This is a genomic window from Pseudomonas sp. AIG (genome assembly GCF_977020205.1).
In genome coordinates, this window is record NZ_CDROCK010000045.1 from 34719 (window position 1) to 58506 (window position 23788).

Annotated in this window: 24 protein-coding genes; 11 read left to right on the forward strand and 13 right to left on the reverse strand. The window is 59.7% G+C overall.

All coding sequences use genetic code 11. The features are described from left to right. Window positions 1-42 precede the first annotated feature (42 nt). Window positions 43-1851 (forward strand): cation:proton antiporter, encoded by a 1809-nt coding sequence (locus ACWR1S_RS22855; RefSeq protein WP_454565093.1) that lies wholly within the window; start codon window positions 43-45, stop codon window positions 1849-1851. Window positions 1852-1969: 118 nt separating this feature from the next. On the opposite strand, the gene ACWR1S_RS22860 is transcribed toward ACWR1S_RS22855, so the two are convergent. The 6 genes from ACWR1S_RS22860 to ffh all read right to left on the reverse strand — a co-directional run bounded on the left by ACWR1S_RS22860 (window position 1970) and on the right by ffh (window position 6262). Continuing rightward, a complete protein-coding gene (locus ACWR1S_RS22860) occupies window positions 1970-2383 on the reverse strand; it encodes an acyl-CoA thioesterase (protein WP_454565094.1) in 414 nt (137 codons plus the stop codon). 147 nt (window positions 2384-2530) lie between these two features. After that, window positions 2531-2881: a 50S ribosomal protein L19 gene (gene rplS, locus ACWR1S_RS22865; RefSeq protein ID WP_003175895.1), complete on the reverse strand. Its 351-nt coding sequence runs from the start codon at window positions 2879-2881 to the stop codon at window positions 2531-2533. Between the two features lie 45 nt (window positions 2882-2926). Continuing rightward, entirely contained in the window at window positions 2927-3679 is a 753-nt protein-coding gene (trmD, locus tag ACWR1S_RS22870) for a tRNA (guanosine(37)-N1)-methyltransferase TrmD (protein ID WP_077571260.1), read from the reverse strand. A 2-nt stretch (window positions 3680-3681) separates the two neighbouring features. After that, window positions 3682-4218 carry a ribosome maturation factor RimM gene (rimM, locus tag ACWR1S_RS22875; RefSeq protein WP_064393256.1) on the reverse strand — a complete coding sequence of 179 codons (537 nt, stop codon included), beginning with the start codon at window positions 4216-4218 and terminating at the stop codon, window positions 3682-3684. Between the two features lie 5 nt (window positions 4219-4223). Then, the gene (rpsP, locus tag ACWR1S_RS22880; protein ID WP_003185073.1) at window positions 4224-4475 is read right to left on the reverse strand and encodes a 30S ribosomal protein S16; all 252 of its coding nucleotides are present in this window, start codon (window positions 4473-4475) and stop codon (window positions 4224-4226) included. 410 nt (window positions 4476-4885) lie between these two features. After that, window positions 4886-6262, reverse strand: a complete 1377-nt coding sequence (gene ffh / locus ACWR1S_RS22885) for a signal recognition particle protein (protein WP_053117442.1) — start codon at window positions 6260-6262, stop codon at window positions 4886-4888. 210 nt (window positions 6263-6472) lie between these two features. On the opposite strand from ffh, the gene ACWR1S_RS22890 reads away from it, so the two are divergent. From ACWR1S_RS22890 to ACWR1S_RS22900, 3 genes are all read left to right on the forward strand, one after another. Further along, window positions 6473-7285, forward strand: a complete 813-nt coding sequence (locus ACWR1S_RS22890; protein WP_454565095.1) for a cytochrome C assembly family protein — start codon at window positions 6473-6475, stop codon at window positions 7283-7285. A 12-nt stretch (window positions 7286-7297) separates the two neighbouring features. After that, window positions 7298-8539, forward strand: a complete 1242-nt coding sequence (locus ACWR1S_RS22895) for a transporter associated domain-containing protein (protein WP_454565096.1) — start codon at window positions 7298-7300, stop codon at window positions 8537-8539. A gap of 266 nt (window positions 8540-8805) precedes the next feature. Next, window positions 8806-10122: an MFS transporter gene (locus ACWR1S_RS22900; protein WP_454565097.1), complete on the forward strand. Its 1317-nt coding sequence runs from the start codon at window positions 8806-8808 to the stop codon at window positions 10120-10122. A 102-nt stretch (window positions 10123-10224) separates the two neighbouring features. On the opposite strand, the gene purT is transcribed toward ACWR1S_RS22900, so the two are convergent. From purT to ACWR1S_RS22925, 5 genes are all read right to left on the reverse strand, one after another. Further along, window positions 10225-11406, reverse strand: coding sequence for a formate-dependent phosphoribosylglycinamide formyltransferase (gene purT / locus ACWR1S_RS22905; protein WP_102900595.1), 1182 nt, complete (start codon window positions 11404-11406; stop codon window positions 10225-10227). Window positions 11407-11506: 100 nt separating this feature from the next. Further along, entirely contained in the window at window positions 11507-11974 is a 468-nt protein-coding gene (locus tag ACWR1S_RS22910; RefSeq protein ID WP_454565098.1) for a preQ0 transporter, read from the reverse strand. Window positions 11975-12111: 137 nt separating this feature from the next. Further along, window positions 12112-12327 carry a DUF1289 domain-containing protein gene (locus ACWR1S_RS22915; RefSeq protein WP_454565099.1) on the reverse strand — a complete coding sequence of 72 codons (216 nt, stop codon included), beginning with the start codon at window positions 12325-12327 and terminating at the stop codon, window positions 12112-12114. Further along, on the reverse strand, window positions 12324-12848 hold the full coding sequence (locus ACWR1S_RS22920; protein WP_034154816.1) for a gamma carbonic anhydrase family protein: 525 nt from the start codon (window positions 12846-12848) through the stop codon (window positions 12324-12326). Before ACWR1S_RS22920 ends, ACWR1S_RS22915 begins: the two co-directional genes overlap by 4 nt. 47 nt (window positions 12849-12895) lie before the next feature. Then, window positions 12896-13495 (reverse strand): CoA pyrophosphatase, encoded by a 600-nt coding sequence (locus tag ACWR1S_RS22925; RefSeq protein ID WP_077571253.1) that lies wholly within the window; start codon window positions 13493-13495, stop codon window positions 12896-12898. A gap of 147 nt (window positions 13496-13642) precedes the next feature. Here ACWR1S_RS22925 and ACWR1S_RS22930 point away from each other — a divergent pair, with 147 nt between their 5' ends. The 7 genes from ACWR1S_RS22930 to nagE all read left to right on the forward strand — a co-directional run bounded on the left by ACWR1S_RS22930 (window position 13643) and on the right by nagE (window position 22370). Next, a complete protein-coding gene (locus ACWR1S_RS22930) occupies window positions 13643-14194 on the forward strand; it encodes an NUDIX hydrolase (protein WP_077571252.1) in 552 nt (183 codons plus the stop codon). A gap of 87 nt (window positions 14195-14281) precedes the next feature. Further along, window positions 14282-14797 carry a L,D-transpeptidase family protein gene (locus ACWR1S_RS22935; protein WP_077571251.1) on the forward strand — a complete coding sequence of 172 codons (516 nt, stop codon included), beginning with the start codon at window positions 14282-14284 and terminating at the stop codon, window positions 14795-14797. Between the two features lie 283 nt (window positions 14798-15080). After that, a complete protein-coding gene (locus ACWR1S_RS22940; protein ID WP_454565100.1) occupies window positions 15081-15812 on the forward strand; it encodes a GntR family transcriptional regulator in 732 nt (243 codons plus the stop codon). 23 nt (window positions 15813-15835) lie between these two features. After that, window positions 15836-16942 carry an N-acetylglucosamine-6-phosphate deacetylase gene (nagA, locus tag ACWR1S_RS22945; protein WP_454565101.1) on the forward strand — a complete coding sequence of 369 codons (1107 nt, stop codon included), beginning with the start codon at window positions 15836-15838 and terminating at the stop codon, window positions 16940-16942. Beyond that, window positions 16923-17945 (forward strand): SIS domain-containing protein, encoded by a 1023-nt coding sequence (locus ACWR1S_RS22950; protein WP_454565102.1) that lies wholly within the window; start codon window positions 16923-16925, stop codon window positions 17943-17945. Before nagA ends, ACWR1S_RS22950 begins: the two co-directional genes overlap by 20 nt. A gap of 142 nt (window positions 17946-18087) precedes the next feature. After that, window positions 18088-20601 carry a phosphoenolpyruvate--protein phosphotransferase gene (gene ptsP / locus ACWR1S_RS22955; protein WP_454565103.1) on the forward strand — a complete coding sequence of 838 codons (2514 nt, stop codon included), beginning with the start codon at window positions 18088-18090 and terminating at the stop codon, window positions 20599-20601. Window positions 20602-20624: 23 nt separating this feature from the next. Then, window positions 20625-22370, forward strand: a complete 1746-nt coding sequence (gene nagE, locus ACWR1S_RS22960; RefSeq protein ID WP_454565104.1) for an N-acetylglucosamine-specific PTS transporter subunit IIBC — start codon at window positions 20625-20627, stop codon at window positions 22368-22370. A 50-nt stretch (window positions 22371-22420) separates the two neighbouring features. Here nagE and ACWR1S_RS22965 read toward each other — a convergent pair whose 3' ends face one another. Both ACWR1S_RS22965 and ACWR1S_RS22970 read right to left on the reverse strand, forming a co-directional pair. Continuing rightward, window positions 22421-22717, reverse strand: a complete 297-nt coding sequence (locus ACWR1S_RS22965; protein WP_454565105.1) for a hypothetical protein — start codon at window positions 22715-22717, stop codon at window positions 22421-22423. A 224-nt stretch (window positions 22718-22941) separates the two neighbouring features. Continuing rightward, the gene (locus ACWR1S_RS22970) at window positions 22942-23304 is read right to left on the reverse strand and encodes a DUF6124 family protein (RefSeq protein WP_454565106.1); all 363 of its coding nucleotides are present in this window, start codon (window positions 23302-23304) and stop codon (window positions 22942-22944) included. Between the last annotated feature and the right edge of the window lie 484 nt (window positions 23305-23788).

The window sequence follows — 23788 nt, forward strand, 5'->3', positions numbered from 1 at the left end:
TAGTCTTTCATAGCCCGCTATTTCAAGGAACAGGGAGCATCAATGAACGAGCAGCAAATCCTATTGGCATTTGGCGGGATTGGCGCGGCGGCGCTGGGTTGCCAATGGCTGGCCTGGCGCCTGAAGCTGCCAGCGATTCTGTTTCTGTTGTTGACCGGCATTCTGGTCGGTCCGGTGCTCGGCTGGCTCGATCCGCAGGAAATGTTTGGCCCGCTGCTGATGCCGCTGGTGTCGCTTGCTGTAGCGCTGATTCTGTTCGAGGGCAGTTTGACGCTGCATCTGTCTGAATGGAAGGAGATCGGTAGCGTCGTCCATCGACTGGTGACCCTTGGCGCTATTTCCACTTGGGTTGTCATCGCGGTGGCGACTCACTTTCTATTGGATTTCGACTGGATGCTGGCGATTCTCTTCGGCAGCCTGACGCTGGTCACCGGCCCCACGGTGATCGTGCCAATGCTGCGAGTAGTGCGGCCGAAAGCCTCGATCGCCAACATTCTGCGCTGGGAAGGCATTGTCATCGACCCGATCGGCGCCCTGCTCGCCGTGGTGGTCTACAGCTTCATCATCGCCAGTGCCGAGGGCCATGGCCTCAAGCAGAGCCTGTTGACCTTTGGCGGCGTGATTCTCTGCGGCGCAGTGTTCGGCATTGTCGGTGGCTGGCTGCTCGGCACGGTAATTCGCCGGCAATGGCTGCCGGAGTATCTGCATAACCTCGCCTCGCTGGCGGCGGTGCTGGGGATTTTCATCACGTCCAACGAAGTGATGCACGAGTCCGGCCTGCTGGCGGTAACACTGATGGGCATGTGGCTGGCGAACATGAAGGGCGTGGATGTACGGCACATTCTGCACTTCAAGGAAAACCTCAGCGTGCTGCTGATTTCCGGGTTGTTCATCTTGCTGGCGGCGCGACTGGACTTGTACGCCTTGATCGGTCTGGGGCCGTTGGTGCTGATTCTGCTGCTGGTAATTCAACTGATCGCTCGACCGCTGAACGTTCTGCTCAGCACGGCCGGTTCCAGCCTGAGTTGGCGTGAGCGCGCGTTGCTCTGCTGGATCGCGCCACGCGGGATCGTCGCGGCGGCGGTGTCGGCGATTTTCGCGATTCGTCTGCATGAAGCGGGACACGAGGGCGCATTGCTGCTGGTACCGCTGACGTTTGCGGTGATCATCGGCACTGTGGTCCTGCAAAGTGCGACTGCGCGGCCACTGGCACGACTGCTCAAAGTTGCGGAGCCAGCGCCGAGTGGCTTCCTGATCGTCGGTGCCAACGGCCCGGCGCGGGCGCTGGGCAAGTCGCTGCAGCAACTGGGTAGTCGCGTGCTGCTGACCGATTCAAGCTGGGAAAACATTCGTGCGGCACGCATGGAGGGTTTGCCGACCTACTTCGGCAACCCGGCTTCGCAACATGCCGATGCGCATCTGGATCTGGTCGGACTTGGGCATTTGCTCGCGCTGTCGCCGTCAGGTGAGCTGAATACCTTGGCCGCGATGCGCTTTCGTCATGATTTTGGTCATCAGCGCTTGTTTGGTCTGGCCAGTGGTCATGAGAGCCGACGCAGCGACAAACACCGCGCCAGCCTTGAGCATCGCGGCAATCAGTTGGGCAGCGAGGCGTATACCTACGCGAAACTGGCCAGCCAGATGGGCCAGGGAGCCGAACTGTACAGCACGACATTGACGGATGGCTTTGGCTGGGAGGATTACCGGGCGCTGCATGGTAATCGTGCGACCTTGCTGTTCATGCGCGATGACAGTGGCTGGGTGCATGTGGTGACGCCGGAGACGGCGTTGAAACCTGGGGCGGGATGGACGTTGTTGGCGTTGATTCAGCCTGAGAGCAGCGGCGCATGACTTTATGCCTTCGCGAGCAAGCTCGCTCCCACAGGGTTCGCGCTGAACACAAAATCTGTGAGCGACACACATCCTGTGGGAGCGAGCTTGCTCGCGAAGGGCTCGACTAGCATTCGGCTTAGACAGCAAAACCCGGCAGCACCGGTACCGGCCGCTTGTCATCATCAATGGCGACAAAGCTGAACTGCCCATGAATGGCCTTCTCGCGACCATCACAGCTCATGCTCTCGACAAACACTTCCACCTCGACCTTGAGGCTGGTATTGCCGACCTTGATCACCTTCCCGACCAACTCGACGATGGAACCGGCCGGGATCGCGTGATTGAAGTCGATGCGGTCGGTGGAAACGGTCACCAGTGGCAGTCGGCAGAAACGCGTGGCGGTGATGAACGAGACTTCGTCCATCCATGCCAGCGCGGTACCGCCGAACAGGGTGTTGTGGTGGTTGGTGGTGGGCGGGAAGACGGCTTTGGTTACGCGGGTCACCGAGAGTTCGGTGCGGCGTTGGATTTCCTGGTCGCGGGGGGTCATGTCGAACAGCTCGTAAACAGTGGATCGCGGATCGAAAGCAAGATCAAAAGATCGCAGCCTTCGGCAGCTCCTACAGGGGAATGGGAGGAATTTCGGGCAACAAAAAAGCAGCCCGTAGGCTGCTTTTTTCTGCATCGGAAGCTGGGCTTAAGCCAGTTTTTCCTTGATGCGAGCTGCTTTACCCGACAGGTCGCGCAGGTAGTACAGCTTGGCTTTACGTACGTCACCGCGACGTTTAACAGCCATGCTGTCGATCTGCGGGGAGTAGGTCTGGAAAGTACGTTCTACGCCAACACCGTTGGAGATTTTACGAACGGTGAACGCACTGTTCACGCCGCGGTTACGCTTGGCGATTACAACGCCTTCGAACGCTTGCAGACGGGAACGATCGCCTTCCTTCACTTTCACCTGAACGACAATAGTGTCGCCTGGGGCGAAGGTAGGGATTTCTTTGGTCATCTGCTCTGCTTCGAGTGCAAGGATGATTTTGTTGGTCATGCTGTGCTCCTAAGGTAAATCGTTCGATCTACCATCGATACGTTGTTAACTATCGTCCCGCTCGCGGATGTATTCCTCGAGCAGCTTCTTCTCTTCTCCAGAAAGCGAGCGGCTTTCCAGAAGATCGGCGCGTCGTTCAAAGGTCCTACCAAGGGACTGCTGTAAACGCCAACGCCGGATATGCGCGTGGTTGCCACTCAGCAACACGTCGGGTACACGCTGATCCGCATACACCTCAGGTCGGGTGTAGTGCGGGCAATCCAGCAGACCATCCGTAAAGGAATCTTCCTCGGCGGAGTCCGCATGCCCTAAAGCTCCAGGCAGCAGCCGTGTAACCGCATCGATCAGGACCATCGCCGGCAGCTCGCCGCCAGACAGTACATAGTCGCCAATCGACCACTCTTCATCGACATGAGCCTCAATAAAGCGCTCGTCAATGCCTTCATAGCGGCCGGCAATCAGGATCAATGCATCCGATTGTGCCAGCTCGCGTACCGCCGACTGAGTCAGTTGACGGCCTTGGGGGGACAGGTAAATCACCTTCGCCGCCTCCCCGGCTGCTGCCTTGGCCTGAACCAGAGCATCCTCCAGGGGCTTGATCTTCATCACCATGCCCGGACCACCGCCAAACGGGCGATCGTCCACAGTGTGATGCCGATCCGTCGTGTAGTTCCGCGGATTCCAACAGGTCAGCTGCAAGAGCCCCTGTTTGACCGCACGACTGGTGATGCCGTAGTCGCCGATGGCGGAAAACATCTCGGGAAACAAACTGATCACTTCTACGCGCAAATTAGCCACGTTTAGAAGTCCGCGTCCCAATCCACCTTCATCTCGCCCGCTGCCAGGTCGATGGCCAACACGCATTGCTCCGTATAGGGCAACAGGCGTTCGCGATCATCCAGGCTGCCAGCGCAAGGCTTGACGACCATTACATCATTGGCGCCGGTTTCCAGAAGATGATCGATTTTCCCGAGCAATTGCCCAAGGGTGTCGATGACCTTCAGACCTTCCAGCTGGTACCAGTAGTACTCACCGTCGGTCAATTCAGCGAACAGATTGCGCGGCACGCAGATCTCATAACCGGCCAGAAGACGAGCTTCTTCACGATCATCAAGACCCTTGAGCTTTGCGACCAGGAACTTGTCGCTCCCGCGTCCACTGACCAGCTCGACCTGTTTCACATTGCCTTCGCGCTTGAGCGTCCAGGTTTTGTACTGCAACAGGTTTTCAGTCGGATCAGTAAAGGAATAAACCTTCACTTCGCCGCGAACGCCATGAACAGAATAAATTTTGCCAATAACGATCAAATCATCGGCAACAGCAGGCGTCGCGTTCATATTGCTCAGGCCGCAGCCTTGGCAGATTCCTTCAACAACTGAGCAACGCGCTCAGAAGGTTGTGCACCAACGCTCAGCCAGTAGGCTACGCGCTCTTGGTTCACGGACAGACGGATTTCCTGACCACGGGCAACAGGGTTGAAGAAACCAACCTGTTCTTTGTGGGAGCCGTCACGCGGGTTACGCGAGTCGGTTACGGTCAGGTGGTAAAACGGGCGCTTTTTGGAGCCGCCAAGGGCAAGACGGATTGTTAGCATGTGAACATCGTTCCTGTAGTCGGTGCTGCAAATCTAAATGCACAGCGGGCATGGGTGCCCGAAAGGCCGCATATTCTAAGGAATATCCGGACTTTTGCAAATGACTTTTTCCGGCGCCTATGGCATGCCGTGCAGATCTGCATATAGAGCCGTCGATGAAAACGGCCAGTCAGCTCCCGCCGAGTGCGGGTTTGCTGTTGATCCTGCGTCCTTGCAGGGTCTGCGCCGGTGCGACGACCGGCGAAGTCTTAGTGTCCTGTCTCACCCATTTCGCTCACTTTTGGCGAGTGACTGATGCCCTCAAGCAAGGCGCCGCGACGAGTCATAGCTCGCTATGGCGAGGAGCGGCAACGCATCATGAGGGCATCAGGCGCCGCCATAAGTGAGCAGAATGGGTGAGACGGGACACCTCACATCTTTGGCATGCCGCCGCCGGGCAACATTCCGCCCATGCCGCGCATCATTTTCGCCATTCCGCCTTTGGCGGTGAATTTCTTCATCATCTTCTGCATCTGCTTGTGCTGCTTGATCAAGCGGCCGATGTCCTGCACCTGAGTGCCGGAACCCATGGCGATCCGGCGCTTGCGCGAACCGCTGATCAGCTCAGGGTCACGGCGCTCGGCCGGGGTCATGGAGTTGATGATGGCTTCCATCTGTTTGAATTGTTTCTCTGCAGCGTTCTGGGCGTTGCCCATTTGCGACAGGTTGACGCCGCCGATGCTCGGCAGTTTGTCCATGAGGCCGCCGAGGCCGCCCATGTTCTTCATCTGTTGCAGCTGATCGCGGAAGTCTTCGAGGTCGAAGCCCTTGCCCTTCTTCAGCTTCTTGGCCAGTTTGTCGGCCTTGTCTTTATCGAGGGTCGCTTCGGCCTGTTCGATCAGGCTGAGCACGTCGCCCATGCCGAGAATGCGCGAGGCGATACGCTCAGGGTGGAACGGATCGAGCGCTTCGCTCTTCTCGCCCATACCGATGAACTTGATCGGCTTACCGGTGATGGCGCGAACCGACAGAGCAGCACCGCCACGGGCATCGCCGTCGACCTTGGTCAGGATCACACCGGTCAGCGGCAGGGCATCACCGAAGGCCTTGGCCGTGTTGGCGGCATCCTGGCCGGTCATGGCATCGACCACGAACAGGGTTTCGACCGGGTTGATCGCGGCGTGCAGCGCCTTGATCTCGCCCATCATCTCTTCGTCGATGTGCAGACGACCGGCGGTGTCGACGATGACCACGTCGATGAATTTCAGTTTTGCTTCTTTAATAGCGGCTTGCGCGATGTCAACCGGCTTCTGGCTCAGGTCGGACGGGAAGAAGGTCACACCCACTTCACCGGCGAGCATTTCCAGTTGCTTGATCGCCGCAGGACGATAAACGTCCGCCGACACAACCATGACCGACTTCTTCTTGCGCTCTTTAAGGAAGCGCGCCAGTTTGCCAGCGGTGGTGGTTTTACCGGCACCCTGCAGACCGGCCATCAGAATGACGGCAGGCGGCACAGCGCTCAGGTTCAAGTCTTCGTTGGCCGCGCCCATCAGGCTTTCGAGTTCGGCCTGGACGATCTTCACGAACGCCTGGCCCGGCGTCAGGCTGCGCGACACCTCGGTGCCGACAGCGCGTTCCTTGACCGAATTGACGAAGTCCTTGACCACCGGCAGGGCGACGTCGGCTTCGAGCAACGCCATGCGCACTTCACGCAGGGTGTCTTTGATGTTGTCCTCGGTCAGCTTCGCCTTGCCGGTGACATGGCGCAGCGTCTGCGAGAGACGGTCGGTTAAGTTTTCAAACATTGCGCGATCCTTTCAGGCCCTGTGTAGACCGGGATAATGGCGGCCCAGACCGGAATCAACATGTGCTCGGCGAGCCTGCGGCGTGGGCAGGTCGCGGATTATAGCGAAGACTGCGGCTGGCGGACACCTCGCTGTCAGCTTCCTGAGTCTTTCGTGCCATGGCGGTTCTATGCCAAACTCAGCCCCTTTCGGGCTTGCCTAACAGGATTTATGCTCCCCTTGTCACCCAGTTTGCTGACCACCCTCGCCGCCGCCCTTCTTTATGCCGCTGCGACCTTTTATCAGAGCACCCGCTTGGCCACCGGCGCCAAGGCGAACAAGCGCCTGCTGGTTACACTCGGCGTCCTCGCCGTGGTGGCCCACAGCGCCAGCCTGCTCACTCATCTGCTGACCCCGATCGGTCTGGGCCTGGATTTCTTCAGCGCCTCAAGCCTGATCGCGGCGGCCGTGATCGCCCTGACCCTGATCGCCTGTTCGCGGATTCCGGTGGAAAACCTGCTGGTGCTGCTGTTCCCGCTGGGCGCGATCACCGTGCTACTGGCGCAGTTCGCGCCGACCGGCACGGTGCAGATCATCGATGAAGAGCCAGGCATCCTCGCGCACATTCTGTTGTCGATCCTCGCCTACGGCATGTTCACTATCGCGGTGTTCCAGGCCTTGCTGCTGCTGGTGCAAGACCACCAGCTCAAGCACAAGCACCCGTCCGGGCTGATCAAAAACTTCCCGCCGCTGCAAACCATGGAAAGCCTGTTGTTCGGTTTCCTCTGGGCCGGCTGGACACTGTTGTCGCTGTCGTTGATCTCCGGCTGGCTGTTCGTCGAGAACCTGTTCGCCCAGCATCTGGTGCACAAGACCCTGCTGGCGTGCCTGGCCTGGATCGTCTTCAGCGTGCTGCTGTGGGGCCGCAACCGCCTCGGCTGGCGCGGCCACAAGGCGATTCGCTGGACCCTCGCCGGTTTCTGCCTGCTGATGTTGGCGTATTTCGGCAGCAAACTGGTTCGTGAATACATCCTGCACATCTGACGGGCGGCATAAATGGACGGTTTGCCCCTAGGGCCGATGCTCGCGGTATTTGTCCTGCTGATTTTGTGGTCGGGGCTGTTTACCGCCGTCGAAATCGCGCAGCAGCACCTGCTGGCGCAACGCACCGCCTCGCGCGCCAGCGATAAACCGCTGGCGAAGCTGAGCTTCCCGCTCGACAGCCTGATTCTCTGCAACACCCTGTGTCGCGCCCTCGCCGTGGTTATCGCGACGTTGCTGGCAATATTCCTTTGCGAAGAAAACGGCCCTTGGGCCGCGTGCCTCGGCGCCGGGGCAATCCTGCTGGTGTTTGCCGATTACTTCCCGCGCACCGTGGCCCAGCGTTATCCCGACGCGGTGCTGGCGTTCGGTAACACCTTGCTGGCCGTGCCGCTGAAAATCATTTACCCGTTTGCCTGGCTGTTCAGTCGTATCAGCGCTTTGCTGATGAGCCCGTTTACGCGTAAGGCTCAGGTCGTGCAGCAAAGCGAAGACGATGTGCAGTCGGATCGCCACGACGACCCCGAACATCCGGTTCGCGCGCACCCGGTTTCGGGCATTCATGCGCTGGATAACATCACGGTCAATGACATTCTGGTGCCGCGCAGCGATGTCGACGGCATCAACCTCGACGATTCGATCGAAGAGATCATCGAACAACTGCGCCATAACAAGCGCACGCGCCTGCCGGTGTTTCACAGCGACATCAACCAGGTTGAAGCGGTGCTCAACACCCGACAGATCCGCCACCTGCTGAACAACGATGATCTGACCCGCGAAGCGCTGCTGGCGGCCAGTTACGAACCGTATTTCGTGCCGGAAAGCACGCCGCTGCAACTGCAACTGCTGAACTTCCATAAACAGCAGCGGCGGCTCGGCATGGTGGTCGACGAGTACGGCGAAGTGCTTGGCATCGTCACGCTGGAAGACATTCTCGAAGAAATTGTCGGCGAATTCGAAAGCGAGCACAGCCTGGAGAACCCGCACATTCATCCGCAGGCTGACGGGCGGATGGTGATTGACGGTACCGCGTCGATCCGCGAATTGAACAAATGCCTCGGCTGGCATTTGCCGAGTGATGGGCCTAAGACCCTCAATGGTCTGGTCACTGAGGCGCTGGAAACCATTCCGGAAAGCTCGGTTTGCCTGAAAATCGGGCGTTATCGCCTGGAAATTCTCGAGACCGAGGAGAACCGCGTGAGCAAGGTGTTGATCTGGCATACCTCTTCTGTGCCTGCTGTGGTGCCTGCCAGGTAAAAGATCAAAAGATCGCAGCCTTCGGCAGCTCCTACCCTGCAATCTTTGCTCTTGTTTGATTGTTAGCCCCCTTCCTATAATCGAGGCGCTTACCCAAGCGCCGCCGAACCTCGTGCTTACCCCGCACCCGACAGGCTTCGGCCATTTCAGCTGTACACCGGCGACTGTTCCTACCTGAAACAGCGACCGCGCCTCATCCCACATCCCTGGGTGTTCGACCATAATAATTCGCTCCAACGGAGCTCATGACTGTCAGGGATCACCGCATGACGACCAGTACCGCTTACAGCGCCACCGCGCCTGCCCAACCGAGCAACTCCGCCACCCGAGTCGCGACGGCAAGTTTTATCGGCACCGCGATCGAGTTTTACGACTTCTATGTTTACGCCACGGCCGCTGCACTGGTGATCGGGCCGGTGTTCTTTCCGCAGACCTCCGGCACCGCGCAGATGCTGTCGGCATTTCTGACCTTTGGCATTGCCTTCCTCGCCCGACCGCTGGGCTCGGCGTTGTTCGGCCACTTCGGTGACCGCATCGGGCGCAAGTCGACGCTGGTCGCTTCGCTATTGTTGATGGGCGTATGTACGACGCTGATCGGCGTGCTGCCGGGTTACGCCACGATTGGCGCCTGGGCACCGATTCTACTGTGCGTGCTGCGCTTTGGTCAGGGCCTGGGATTGGGCGGTGAATGGGGCGGTGCTGCGCTGCTGGCCACGGAAAACGCGCCGAAAGGTAAGCGCGCGTGGTTCGGCATGTTTCCACAGCTCGGCCCTTCGATTGGTTTTCTCGCGGCCAACGGCTTGTTTCTGACTTTGGCCATGACCCTGGATGACGAGCAGTTCCGCAGCTGGGGCTGGCGTATTCCGTTTCTGCTCAGCGCCGTTCTGGTCATGGTGGGCCTGTATGTGCGCCTGAAACTCCACGAAACCCCGGTCTTCGCCAACGCCATCGCGCGTCAGGAGCGGGTGAAAGTGCCGCTGGTTGAGCTGTTCAGCCAGTATTGGGCACCGACCTTGTTGGGCGCGGCGGCGATGGTGGTCTGCTATGCGCTGTTCTATATCTCGACGGTGTTTTCCCTGAGTTATGGGGTGTCCACGCTGGGCTATAGCCGCGAGACATTCTTGGGATTGCTGTGCTTTGCCGTGCTGTTCATGGCCGCCGCGACGCCACTGTCGGCGTGGGCCAGCGACCGTTATGGACGCAAACCGGTGCTGCTCATCGGTGGTGTGCTGGCGGTTCTTTCCGGGTTTCTGATGGAGCCGTTGCTGACGCAGGGTTCGACCTGGGGCGTGGCGCTGTTTCTGTGTATCGAGTTGTTTTTGATGGGCGTGACGTTTGCACCGATGGGCGCATTGTTGCCGGAGCTGTTTCCGACCCACGTGCGTTATACCGGCGCTTCGGCGGCGTATAACCTGGGCGGGATTGTCGGGGCCTCGGCGGCGCCGTTCTTTGCGCAGAAACTGGTGGCGATGGGTGGTTTGAGTTATGTCGGCGGGTATGTGTCGGCGGCGGCGGTGCTGAGTTTGATTGCGGTGCTGTGTCTGAAAGAGACGAGGGATAACGATCTGAATCGGGTTGCCTGACAGAAGATCAAAGCTTCGCGAGCAGGCTCGCGCCCACATTAGGTCTGTGACATACACAGAACCCTGTGGGAGCGAGCCTGCTCGCGAATGCCGCGACTCGGTTTACAGCTCTACGACAACCGCCTGAGCAGCACGGGTCGCCTTGGCACGAGCAGCCTCGATCGACTCATCCCGCGCCAGCGCTACGCCCATGCGACGCTGACCATTCACTTCCGGCTTGCCAAACAGTCGCAACGCCGTGTCCGGCTCGCTCAACGCAGCTCCCAGATTGGCGAACGCGGTCTGCGTCGACTGCCCTTCCACCAGAATCACCGCCGAAGCCGAAGGCCCGAACTGACGAATCAGCGGCACCGGCAGGCCCAGAATCGCGCGAGCGTGCAGGGCGAACTGCGACAGGTCCTGCGAAATCAAGGTCACCAGGCCGGTGTCATGCGGGCGCGGCGAGACTTCGCTGAACCACACCTGATCACCTTTGATGAACAGCTCAACGCCGAACAGGCCACGACCGCCCAACGCTTCAGTCACCGCTTTGGCAACGCGCTCGGATTCAGCCAAGGCAATCGGACTCATGGCCTGTGGCTGCCAGGATTCCTGATAGTCGCCCTTCTCCTGACGGTGGCCAACTGGCGCGCAGAAGGTGGTGCCGCCGATGTGGCGCACGGTCAGCAGGGTGATTTCATAGTCGAAATCGATAAAGCCTTCGATGATCACCCGACCCTTGCCGGCACGACCGCCCTCTTGCGCGTAATCCCAGGCTTTCTGCACGTCATCGGCGCTGCGCAGCAGGCTCTGGCCTTTGCCCGATGAACTCATCACTGGCTTGACTACGCACGGAAAACCCAAGTCCTCAACGGCTTTGCTGTAGTCCTCGAAGGTGTCGGCAAAGTGGTAAGGCGAGGTCGGCAGATCCAGCTCTTCAGCGGCCAGACGACGGATGCCTTCGCGGTTCATGGTCAATTGCGCAGCGCGCGCGGTCGGGATCACGGTGAAGCCTTCGGCTTCCAGCTCAACCAGGGTGGCGGTGGCGATGGCTTCGATTTCCGGCACGATGAAGTGCGGCTTCTCGGCTTCGATCACCGCGCGCAAAGCGGCGCCGTCGAGCATGTTGATCACGTGGCTGCGATGCGCAACTTGCATGGCCGGCGCGTTGGCGTAGCGGTCGACGGCAATCACTTCAACGCCCAAGCGTTGCAGCTCGATCACCACTTCCTTGCCCAACTCACCACAGCCACACAGCAATACGCGGGTCGCGGTTGGCGACAATGGAGTTCCGATACGGGTCATCTCAGGTCCTCAAAGAAGCGGATCATCGAGGAAAGCAACGCCGGACGCGCTTTCCATGGGGAGAAAGCGCGGCATTTTACATGAACCCGAGGGTTTGGCTTCAGCTGGCGACGGCCTGTTTACGCTCGCGCCAGGCCATGATCAGCCAGACGGCGGTAACCCCGGCGAATTTCGACAGCAGAGCGGTGATGATCACCGGTGGCGTCAGCAGGTCGATCATGCCGAAGAAGATGAAAGTGTCGATAGGAATGCTCAGCGCCGAACTGATCCACAAGCGGTCGCGCAACGGCCGCTTGGTGATGCTGAACACCAGCCAGTCGATGATCTCGGACACCGCGAACGCTGTGGCGCTGGCAAGGGCAATGGAAGGATCTGACGTGACGTAGGACAGCACCAACGCCGCCAGCATCGCCACGAGCGCGCCGTGGCCGAAACGGGTCTGCACCATGTCGCGCAATATGAAGACCAGACCGCCCCAGGCCGACCAGATGATGTCCAGGTGCGGTGCGGTGGAAAAGGCGAAGTTGATCAGCACGACGCTGCTGATGTAGGCGATGAGGAAAATCATGGCGGGCGACCTGGCAGATTGGCGCACAGATTACTTCAGCCAAAGCAGAATCAAAAGATCGCAGCCTGCGGCAGCTCCTACAAGGGAACGCATTTCAAATGTAGGAGCTGCCGAAGGCTGCGATCTTTTGCTCTTTGCTATTTGTTCGGGGCCGACCCAATCATCCACACCAACCCACTCGCCTTCGCCCGCTCATGACACAACCCCAGCACCAGCCGGCGCTCGTCGTTGGTCATGCGGCCCCAGCGGGTGATCTCTGCAACCGTACGCTGACAGCCCGTGCAGATATCAGCCTCATCCAGCGCACAGATATTTACGCAGGGCGAGGCAACCGGTCTTTCGGGCGTAGTCATTCTTCCTGCTCAACCAGATCGCGCGCATAACGCTGGGAGTTATGCACATAGTGGGCGGCGCTGGCTTCGAGCATCTTCTTCTGCGGCTCGGTCAGCTCACGCACGACCTTGCCCGGCGAGCCCATCACCAGCGAGCCATCCGGAATTTCCTTGCCCTCGCCGATCAGCGAATTGGCGCCGATGATGCAGTTCTTGCCGATCTTCGCGCCGTTGAGAATCACCGCATTAATGCCGATCAGACTGTAATCGCCAACGGTGCAGCCATGTAGCATCGCGTTGTGGCCGATGGTCACGCCGGTGCCGATGGTCAGCGGAAAGCCCATGTCGGTGTGCATCACCGTGCCATCCTGCACATTGCTGTTCTTGCCGATCAGGATCAGTTCGTTATCGCCACGCAGTACGGCGTTGAACCAGACGTTAGCGCCCTCTTCCAGTTTGACCTTGCCCACTAGCACGGCATTGGGGGCGACCCAGCTCTGTGGGTGGGTCTCGACACGGGCGTCGCCCAGGCGGTATTTCATCTTGTTTTCCTCAGGGCTCACGGTGTGATGGCCATTCGAGCGATGGCTTAGGTGTCAATAAAGCTTTTCGGTGGTTGATGCAGACTGATCTTGGCGTCATAGAGCAGATTGATCAACTCGACGATCATGATCGCGGTCAGGCCCCAGATCTTGAAATCGCCGTAGCGATAGCTCGGCACATACCAACTGCGGCCCTGATAGTCGATGCGATGGGTATGCTCGCGAGGGTCTTTGCGGAAGAATTCCAGCGGCACGCTGAAGACCGCGGCAATCTCGGCATCGTTGGCGCGGTATTCGACAAAATCGGGAATAACGCCGACATAAGGCGTGACCTTGATGCCGTGCAGGGAGATCAGTGGGCTGAGCGGGCCGATGACTTCGACGAGTCCGGGCGGCAGGCCGATTTCTTCTTCAGCCTCACGCAGCGCGGTAAAGATCAAATCCGGGTCTTCCGGATCGCGGCGCCCACCGGGGAAGGCGACTTCGCCGCCGTGGGTCGAGAGCCCGCTGGCACGCAAGGTCAGCACCAGTTCCGGTTGGTCACTGCGGGTGATCGGCACCAGAACGGCGGCCTCGGGGAAACGTGTGTCGGTCTCCAGCGTGCGCGGTGTGTGGTTGCTTACCCTATGCAGTAGCTCGTCCAGCATGAGTGTTCTCGATCAGTGCCTTACCCTGCATCATGCACCAATCATTGCGAGCGCCCAAGCCCCCGAAACCCGTCGTGTCGCGAAACGACAACTTGCCGACCGACACCGCTGCACGCCAAGATAGGCGCAGCATTCAGGAAGCCCAGCATGAAATTTTGCAGCCACTGCGGTAACCCGGTCACCCAGCGCATTCCCGAAGGCGATTCGCGGCTGCGATTTGTCTGTGACAGCTGTCAGACCATTCACTATCAGAACCCCAATATCGTTGCCGGTTGCGTGCCGACCTGGGGCACGAAAGTATTGCTCTGCCGCCGCGCCATCGAGCCGCGCCTCGGTTACTGGACGCTGCCTGCCGGTTTCATGGAAAACGGCGAGACCATCGAGCAGGCCGCCGAGCGCGAGACTGCCGAAGAAGCCTGCGCCCGGGTGCGCAACCTGAGCATCTATACGCTGATCGATGTGCCGCACATCAGTCAGGTGCATGTGTTCTTCCGTGCCGAGCTGGTCGATCTGGACTTTGCCGCCGGCCCCGAAAGCCTCGAAGTACAACTATTCGACGAAGCCGACATTCCCTGGGACGAGCTGGCTTTCCGCACGGTGGGGCGTACCTTAGAATGCTTCTTCGCTGATCGGCGTGTTGAGGTGTATCCGGTTCGTTCGGAATCGATTCCGCCGCTCGCTCAGCCTGCCATTACTTGATTTCGTCGCCGGCCAGCCGATAACCCGAGCACGTCTGCACAACACCTATAAATCATGTATCTGCTTCATTCCTGGGGAATCGTTTCAATGCGCTGGTTGCTTGCCCTGTTCTGCCTGTCGTTCGTTACCGTCTCCCAAGCGTCATTCGTGACCACCGTGACGCCTGCGAATACCCCGCTCATCGAGAAAGTCCTGGTACTCAAATCGGCGCATCAACTGCAACTGATCGCCGACGGCAAGCCACTGAAGACCTATCGCATTTCCCTGGGCAAAGGCGCGAAAAAAGGTCCGAAACTGATAGAAGGCGACAAACGCACGCCGGAAGGTTTCTATTGGATCGACTGGCGCAAGACCAGCGACAAATTCAATCTGTCGATGCACATCTCCTACCCGAACATCAGCGATTCGGCCCGCGCCCGACGTGAAGGCGTCGAGCCCGGCGGGATGATCATGATCCACGGCACGCCGGATTCGGAAGAAACCCCGGAAGACCTGTTCCACACCCTGGACTGGACTGACGGCTGCGTCGCCATGCGTAACGTCGACATGCGCGAAGTGTGGAATCTGGTGCCAGACGGCACGATGGTCGAAATCCGCCCTTAACCAGCGACCGCTGGTCACCCGCAAAAAAATAAATCAAAAGATCGCAGCCTGCGGCCGCTCCTACAGAGGTGATACCACTCTCAACTGTAGGCGCTGCCGCAGGCTGCGATCTTTTGTTTTTTACAGGCCACCACTAATACCACTTGAAACCATACCCCCTGAAACCCGCCATCCTACTGGGCCAAAGCCCATTTTCGCGCGTTGACATGGTATTCAAGTGGTATTAATTTCCGCCCCACAAGCGAGCCACAACAATCCTATACTCGCGACGGAAATGCCCTACATGAACGACCTCCATACCCTACGCCCGGACGACTCCCAGCCGACGCCGCTGTACCTGCAGCTGGCGCGCAATCTGGAAGCCGCGATTCATGCCGGGCAGTGGAAGTCCGAGCAGGCGATGCCGTCCGAACGCAATCTCAGTGAAATGCTCGGCATCTCTCGTGTCACCGCACGCAAGGCGCTGGAAGTCCTGCTCGATCAAGGCCTGATCCGTCGTCTGCAAGGTTCCGGCACCTTCATCACGCCACGCCTCGAACAACCGCTGTCGCGCCTCTCCGGTTTCAGCGAGATGCTGCGGCTGAAGGGCTTCGTGCCCAGCTCGCAATGGCTGGAACGCGAAATCACTTTGCCGACTCACGAAGAACTGATCCGCCTGAGCCTGTCGCCGAACGACAAGGTCGCGCGCATGAAACGTCTGCGCAAAGCCGATGACACCGTTATGGCGATCGAAATGAGCACCCTGCCCGCCTCGGTCATGCCCAAACCACAATTGGTCGGCGATTCGCTCTACGAATACCTCGACGGCATCGGCAAACCGATCGTCCGCGCCTTGCAGCACATTCAGGCAATCAACGCCTCGGACGAGTTCGCCGCGCTGGTCGGCATCGCCCCCGGCACCGCCATGTTGCTGATGACCCGGGTTGGCTATCTGGAAGACAACACGCCAATCGAAGTCACCGACACCTATTGCCGCAACGACTATTACGACTTTGTTGCAGAGCTGCGCCGCTAAAACGGCCCAAAGCGAGAACCGAAATGTCCGAAGACAACATCCTCACCGCCAGCGGCTGGATTCGCGGCCGGCTGATCCACGAACACGGCAAAGTCGTGTCGATCGAAGGCGTGCCCTGCGATCCGGCGAGCAATGACCTGCCGTATCTGCTGCCGGGCTTCATCGACCTGCACGTTCACGGCGGCGGTGGCAAAGACATCATGGAAGGCGCCAGCGCTTTCGAAACCATCACCAGAACCCACGTGCGTTTCGGCACCACCTCGCTGCTGGCCACCACCATGACCGCGCCGAGTGCCGAGATCTCCAGCGTCCTGAAGGAAGTAGGAGAGTTCTGCGAACAGCGTCCGAAAGGTGCCGCGCGCGTCCTCGGCGTCCACCTCGAAGGCCCATACATAAACCCCGGCAAACTCGGTGCGCAACCGAACTTCGCCCACACCGCATTGATGGCCGAAGTCGAAGAATATCTGGCACTGGCGCCGATCCGGGTGCTCACCATCGCCCCGGAAATCGCCGGCCACGACGGTTTGATCCGCGAACTGAGCAGCCGTGGCGTGCGCATGCAGATCGGCCACACCCTTGGCAGCTACGAGGAAGGCGTTGCTGCAATGGAGGCCGGCGCGACCAGTTTCACCCACCTCTACAACGCCATGAGCCCGCTGCATCACCGCGAACCGGGCATCGTCGGCGCTGCGCTGGCCCACGCCAAATTCGCCGAGCTGATTCCGGATTTGCTGCACGTGCACCCCGGCGCCATCCGCGTGGCCCTGCGCTCGATCCCGTGCCTGTATTGCGTGACCGATTCGACCGCTGCCGCCGGCATGCCCGACGGTGAATACAAGCTCGGCAGCCACACCGTGACCAAATGCCTGGGCGGCGTGCGCCTGCCCGACGGCACGCTGGCCGGCAGCACGCTGACCATGGATCAGGCCCTGCGCAACCTGGTGAAGATCGGTTTGCCGATCGCCGAGGCCTCGCAACGCCTGTCGCAATTCCCCGCCGACTACCTCGGCATCAACGAACGCGGGCGCCTGCAACCGGGTGCCTGGGCCGACTGCGTGCGGCTGGATCGCTCACTCACACTGACCGCCGTCATGGTCGAAGGAGAAGACATTGACTTCAAAAATGCTTGAAGAGGCACTGTCCTCGTTCGAGGCCGTGCAAGCCCAACTGCAACAGCTCGACCCGCAAATGATCGAGATCGCCGGCCGTCTGCGCCGTCAGCCACCGCAAGTGGCGATGACCGTTGCGCGCGGCAGCTCCGACCACGCGGCGAGCTACTTCGCCTACCTGACCATGCAGCAACTGGGTGTGCCGGTGGCGTCGTTGCCGATGTCGGTGGTGACCATGCAACAAGCGCCGTTGAAGGTCAGCGGTCAGGTCGCGTTCGCGTTTTCGCAATCGGGGCAGAGCCCGGATCTGGTCAACAGCCTGCGTCTGCTGCGCAAGCGTGGCGCGCTCAGTGTGTCGATGGTCAATGCCGCCGACTCGCCACTGGAAGCCGCGTGTGAATTCAGCGTGCCGCTGCTCGCAGGGACTGAAAGCAGCGTCGCCGCGACCAAAAGCTTTATCGCCACCCTCAGCGCCAGCGCCCGTTTGATCGCGCACTGGAAAGAGGACAGCGAATTGCTCGAGGCCGGTAACGCCCTGCCTGAAGGCCTGCGCGAAGCGGCGAAACAGGACTGGAGCGTGGCCATCGAAGCGCTGCGCGATTGCGAGCGTTTGATGGTCATCGGTCGTGGCGCCGGTTTCGCCATTGCTCAGGAGGCGGCGCTGAAATTCAAGGAAACCTCGGCGATTCAGGCCGAAGCGTTCAGCAGCGCCGAAGTGCGTCACGGCCCGATGGCGCTGATCGACGAACACTATCCGTTGCTGGTCTTCGCGCCACGCGGCGCCGAGCAGGCTGGCCTGCTGAGTCTTGCGGCGGAGATGCGTCAACGCGGCGCCCGCGTCTTGCTGGCTGCGCCGGATGACATCGCCGAGCGCGATCTGACGCTGACCCGCGCCGAACACCCGGCCCTCGATCCAATTCTGGCGATTCAGAGCTTCTACGTGATGGCCGCCGGTTTGGCCGTGGCCCGTGGCATGGACCCGGATCAGCCGCGCCACCTGAGCAAAGTGACCCGCACGCACTGATAACGGCTAAAGGATGTAACTCCATGTAGGAGCTGCCGAAGGCTGCGATCTTTTGATTTAGATTCACAAAAACCAAGATCAAAAGATCGCAGCCTGCGGCAGCTCCTACAAGGATCAGCGAAATTACTGATGAGACCGAGCCATGCACAACAACAATAAAGAGCTGACCCTCAGCGCCCCGCTCAGCGGCCCGGTGCTCACGCTCGCCAAAGTCCCGGACGCGGTGTTCGCCAGCGGCGCGATGGGCGACGGCATTGCCATCGACCCGATCAACGACACCCTGTACTCGCCGTGCGCCGGGGTGATCATTCACGTCGCGCGCACCGGCCACGCGCTCACTGTGCGGGCCGACAACGGCGCGGAAATCCTCCTGCATCTGGGGCTCGACACCGTTGAGTTGAACGGCGAAGGCTTCTCGATGCTGGTCAAGGATGGCACGCGTGTCAGCAAGGGTCAGCCGTTGTTGCGCTATGACCTGGACAAGGTCGGCCAGCAATGCAAAAGCCTCGTCAGCCTGTTGATTCTGACCAACAGCCAGGATTTTCAGGTACGGCCGATTACGCTCAAAGCGGTGAAGGTTGGCGAGCCGTTGCTGCACATTGTGGCGCGCAATGGTTCGGCAGCGAGCGCTGCAGTTATCGGTGGGCCGGAGGTTCAGGGTCATGTGTTGGTGGCTCATCGCGGTGGTTTGCATGCGCGCCCGGCAGCGCTGATTCGGCAGACCGCGCAAGGTTTCAAAAGCCAGTCGCAACTGCATTTCGCTGGCAAATCGGCGCCGTGCGACAGCCTGATCGGTTTGATGGGCCTGGCGGTTGGCGAGCAGGATGAAGTGCAAGTCAGCTGTCATGGCCCGGATGCCGAAGCGGCGTTGCAAGCGTTGCTCTCGGCGCTGGCCACCGCGTTGCCGGATGATCATCACGCGGCGGCGCCGGTCAATGTTGCCGCTATTAAACGCCCGGCCGAAGCAGGCGTATTACACGGTGTCTGCGCTGCGCCGGGACTGGTTGGCGGGCCGCTGTTTCGTTTGAACGCAATCAGTTTGCCAACGGATGCGGGCAATCATGATCCGCTGCAGCAACAGCAGGTGCTCGAAGCGGCGCTGACTCAGGTACGCAACAAAATCGACGGCACCCTTGTTCAAGCGAAAAAACACAATAATGCCGATGAAGAAGCGATCTTCGCCGCGCATCTGGCACTGCTCGAAGACCCGGCGCTGCTCGACGCCGCGCAGCAATCCATCGAACAAGGTTCTGCGGCGACTCACGCCTGGAGCCAGTCGATCGACGTGCAGTGCGAAATGCTGCAACACACCGGCAGCGCTTTGCTGGCGGAACGCGCCAATGATCTGCGCGACCTCAAGCAACGCGTGCTGCGGGCATTGCTCGGCGAAGCCTGGAATTACGATGTGCCGGCCGGCGCCATCGTCGCGGCGCATGAACTGACGCCGTCGGATCTGCTGCAACTCAGCGCGCAAGGTGTCGCCGGATTGTGCATGGCCGAGGGTGGCGCGACTTCGCACGTGGCGATTCTCGCTCGCGGCAAAGGTTTGCCGTGCATGGTGGCGCTGGGTTCGGCATTGCTTGATCAGCCGCAAGGTCAATCGGTGGTGCTCGATGCCGATGGCGGTCGTCTGGAACTGACGCCAAACGCTGAGCGCTTGGCTGAAGTTCAACAGGCGCAAATTGATCGTCAGCAACGTCGCGATGCTCAACAGGCTAAAGCTCACCTGCCGGCCGAAACGCGAAATGGCGTACACATCGAAGTCGTCGCTAACGTCGCCTCCAGCGCTGAAGCGGCAGACGCCTTTGCCAACGGCGCCGATGGCGTCGGTCTGCTGCGCACCGAGTTTCTCTTCGTCGATCGCCAGACCGCGCCGGATGTCGAAGAACAGCGCTGCGCCTATCAAGCCGTGATCGATGCGATGGGCGACAAGTCGGTGATCATCCGCACCATCGACGTCGGCGGCGACAAGCAACTCGACTACCTGCCGCTGCCCATCGAAGCCAACCCGGTGCTCGGCCTGCGCGGTATTCGTCTGGCTCAGGCCCGCCCGGAAATCCTCGATCAGCAACTGCGCGCACTGCTGCAAGTCAGCCCGCTGCACCGCTGCCGGATCCTGTTGCCGATGGTCACCGAAGTCGACGAACTGCTGCACATACGCCAACGCGTCGATGCGCTGTGCAACGAACTCGGTATCAGCCAGCGTCCAGAAATCGGCGTGATGATCGAAGTCCCCGCCGCCGCGCTGCAAGCTGAACAACTGGCCGAACACGCTGACTTCCTCTCGATTGGCACCAACGATTTGTCGCAATACACCCTGGCCATGGACCGCGATCACGCCGGTCTGGCCGCCCGCGTCGACGCCCTACACCCGGCGCTGCTGCGATTGATCGCCATGACCTGCGAAGGCGCGGCCGTGCACAAGCGTTGGGTCGGCGTCTGCGGTGCACTCGCCTCTGATCCGTTGGCCACACCCGTGTTGATCGGCTTGGGCGTTACCGAACTGTCGGTCAGCCCGGTGCAGATCGGTGAAATCAAGGATCGCGTGCGCCAGGTGCACGAAGCCGAATGCCAGCGCCTCAGCCGCGACCTGCTCAAGTTGAGCAGCGCCGCCGCCGTGCGTCACGCCTGCCATCAACACTGGCCTCTGCGCTAATAACAACAAGAAGGAGAACCGCCATGTATCAACTCTTTATCGAAGGCCTGCAACGCCTCGGGCGCGCGCTGATGCTGCCGATCGCGATCCTGCCGATTGCCGGCCTGCTCCTGCGCCTGGGTGACACCGACCTGCTGAACATCGCGATCATCCACGATGCCGGCCAAGTGATCTTCGCCAACCTGGCAATGATCTTCGCCATCGGCATCGCCGTCGGTTTCGCCAAGGACAACAACGGCACCGCCGGTCTTGCCGGAGTGATCGGTTATCTGGTGATGATCTCCACGCTCAAGGTGCTCGACGCAAGCATCAACATGGGCATGCTCGCCGGGATCGTCAGCGGCCTGATGGCCGGCGCGCTGTACAACCGCTTCAAGGACATCAAGCTGCCGGAGTACCTCGCTTTTTTTGGTGGCCGACGGTTTGTGCCGATTGTCACCGGGTTCGCGGCGGTCGGTCTGGGCGTGGTGTTCGGCTATATCTGGCCGCCGATCCAGCACGGCATCAATGCTTTCGGTGCGCTGATGATGGAAAGCGGCAGTATCGGCGCGTTCGTGTTTGGCGTGTTCAACCGCCTGCTGATCGTCACCGGCCTGCACCACATCCTCAACAACATGGCGTGGTTTGTGTTCGGCAACTTCACCGATCCAACCACGGGTGCACTGGTGACTGGCGACTTGTCGCGCTACTTCGCTGGCGATCCGAAGGGTGGCCAGTTCATGACCGGCATGTTCCCGATGATGATCTTCGGCCTGCCTGCCGCATGTTTGGCGATGTATCGCAATGCCCTGCCGGAGCGGCGCAAGGTGATGGGCGGGATCTTTCTGTCGATGGCGCTGACGTCATTCCTCACCGGGGTAACTGAGCCGATCGAATTCGCCTTTATGTTCCTGGCACCGCTGCTGTATCTGCTGCATGCGCTGCTGACCGGGTTGTCGATGGCGATTACCAATGCGCTGAACATTCACCTCGGCTTCACCTTCTCCGGCGGTTTCATCGACATGGTGCTGGGTTGGGGGCGTTCGACCAATGGCTGGCTGGTGATTCCGGTCGGGCTGGCCTATGCCGTGGTGTATTACGCGGTGTTTGATTTCTGTATTCGTCGCTTCAATCTGAAGACGCCGGGGCGTGAGGATGTGGCGGTCAGTGAAAAAGCCGTGTTGACTCAGAACGAACGCGCCAGTGCTTACATCAAGGCACTCGGCGGAGCGGAAAATTTGCTGACGGTCGGCGCCTGCACCACTCGACTGCGACTTGAAATGGTCGATCGCAATAAGGCGTCGGATGCGGATCTGAAAGCGCTGGGTGCGATGGCGGTTGTGCGTCCGGGCAAGGGCGGTAGTTTGCAGGTGGTGGTCGGGCCGATGGCGGACAGCATTGCGGATGAGATTCGCCTGGCGATGCCGGCGCTGGGGCGTGCGATTTTGGTTGAAACCGCTGTTGTTGCTGATGAGCCGAAAGCTTTTGTGGTCGCGAGTTCGGAAGCGCAGCAATGGCTGAATGCACTGGGTGGCGGCGACAACGTGCTGCAACTGGATTGCATTGCCATGAGCCGGATTCGCTTGTTGCTGGCAGATGGCAAGGCTCTGTCCGACGCGCAGTTGAAAGAGCTGGGTTGTCAGGGTGTCAGCCAGTTGGAGGGTGGGGTTTGGCACTTGTTAGTGGGTGACAAAGCTGCGAGTTTGAGTGGAGCACTTGAAGCTCTGCTCAATCGCAGTGAGCCAAGTGCGAAGGTTTTACCCGCAATAAAAGTCCAACAGCCTTACTGACCCATGAAAAGCCGCCGGGCTATGAAGCACAGCGGCTTTTTTATCGGCAGTTACTTCGCTGCAACAACGGCAAACGTACGAGTAGATGACATACCAGCGCTTCCTTTGGCCATAACCGAATGAGTACCCAGCATCAGACCCGTCAGGTGAAAATCCCAGCGTCCTGCAGCACTGACAACTACTTGCCCCCTCAAAACAGCACCATCGAAGATTTCAACTTTTTCTCCAGCAACTGCAACCCCGCTCAATTGCACAGAAGTTGCCGAGGTGGCGCCACCGTTGGGAATCTCTCCCTTATCGTCTCTCACAGAGGTGATGACTGGCACAACATTTTTTTCAGCAGACATATTCAAGTTCCTTCTTACCCGTTTGGATGGAAGACTTATCTGACAGGAGTTGGAGGTATCGCGCCACTGTCAGAAATTACAGGTTGAGGGGTGTTTCCGATAAACGGTCAATGCCACATCTGCCACTGAGTTGAGCCGCGAACGTCAATCTCCAAAGTCATGAGCTTGAGCAGGCTCGCCCCTATCCCAATGGGGCCAGCCTGTTTGCGATGTCCCGGTAAGGATCAGGTTTGCGGGTCTACCCGATCCAGTGCGCGATTTACCGCCAGTTCGGCGAGCATGACGATTTGCTGGATGCCTAATACCGTGCTGCGCTGAGAACCGCTTAGCTCATTGGCGAAGTTGCTGGCCGCGGTACTTGCAGAGGCTAATGACTCGCAAGCGTGGGCGAGCAGGCTTTCGGTGTCGACCTGGGGGCAGACCATGAACATGGTGCTTGGTCGGCGGGGCTTTGCAGGTTCGGGGCACAGGTAGAAGTCGAGGGCACGTTTGATGGCTTCGCGGTTTCGGGCCTGGTCTTCGGTGCGGAGGGCTTCTTCGAGTGGGGTTTTGGTTTCGTGGGGAGGGGCGGGGATCAGTTTGTCCAAAGTTCAACTCCTGCTACTGCAAGTAGGGATGCCATCGTTCGCCGGATCTCACGCGGCGAAGAGGTGGCAGCTATGTGCAGGGTGAGATCCACCGGAGCAGGCAACCGGCCAGACCGAAGTCTGCCCGCACACAGCCGCCATAAAACAGGCAGCAGATTGAGCTGGCGCCAATTATCGTGGTGTTGGCGCTAGTTGCAAGCATTCCGGGGATCTCAGGCAGCGGCAGGCAAAGACTAGAGAGCGGGCGTCCGACGGACAACCTGAAAACATTGCGGGAAGGTTCTGCTATTTCGACACTGCTTTAAACAGCCAAAAGCAAACCCTCACCCTAGCCCTCTCCCAGAGGGAGAGGGGACCGACCGAGGTGTTTGGTGGAGGTACGCCGACGTGAAATACCGAGCCGAATTCAGATTCTGAAACACTTCGTGCTCTTCACCACTCAACAGGATGAGCGTTAGCTCGGCTGCAGCTCTTGATCTTGATC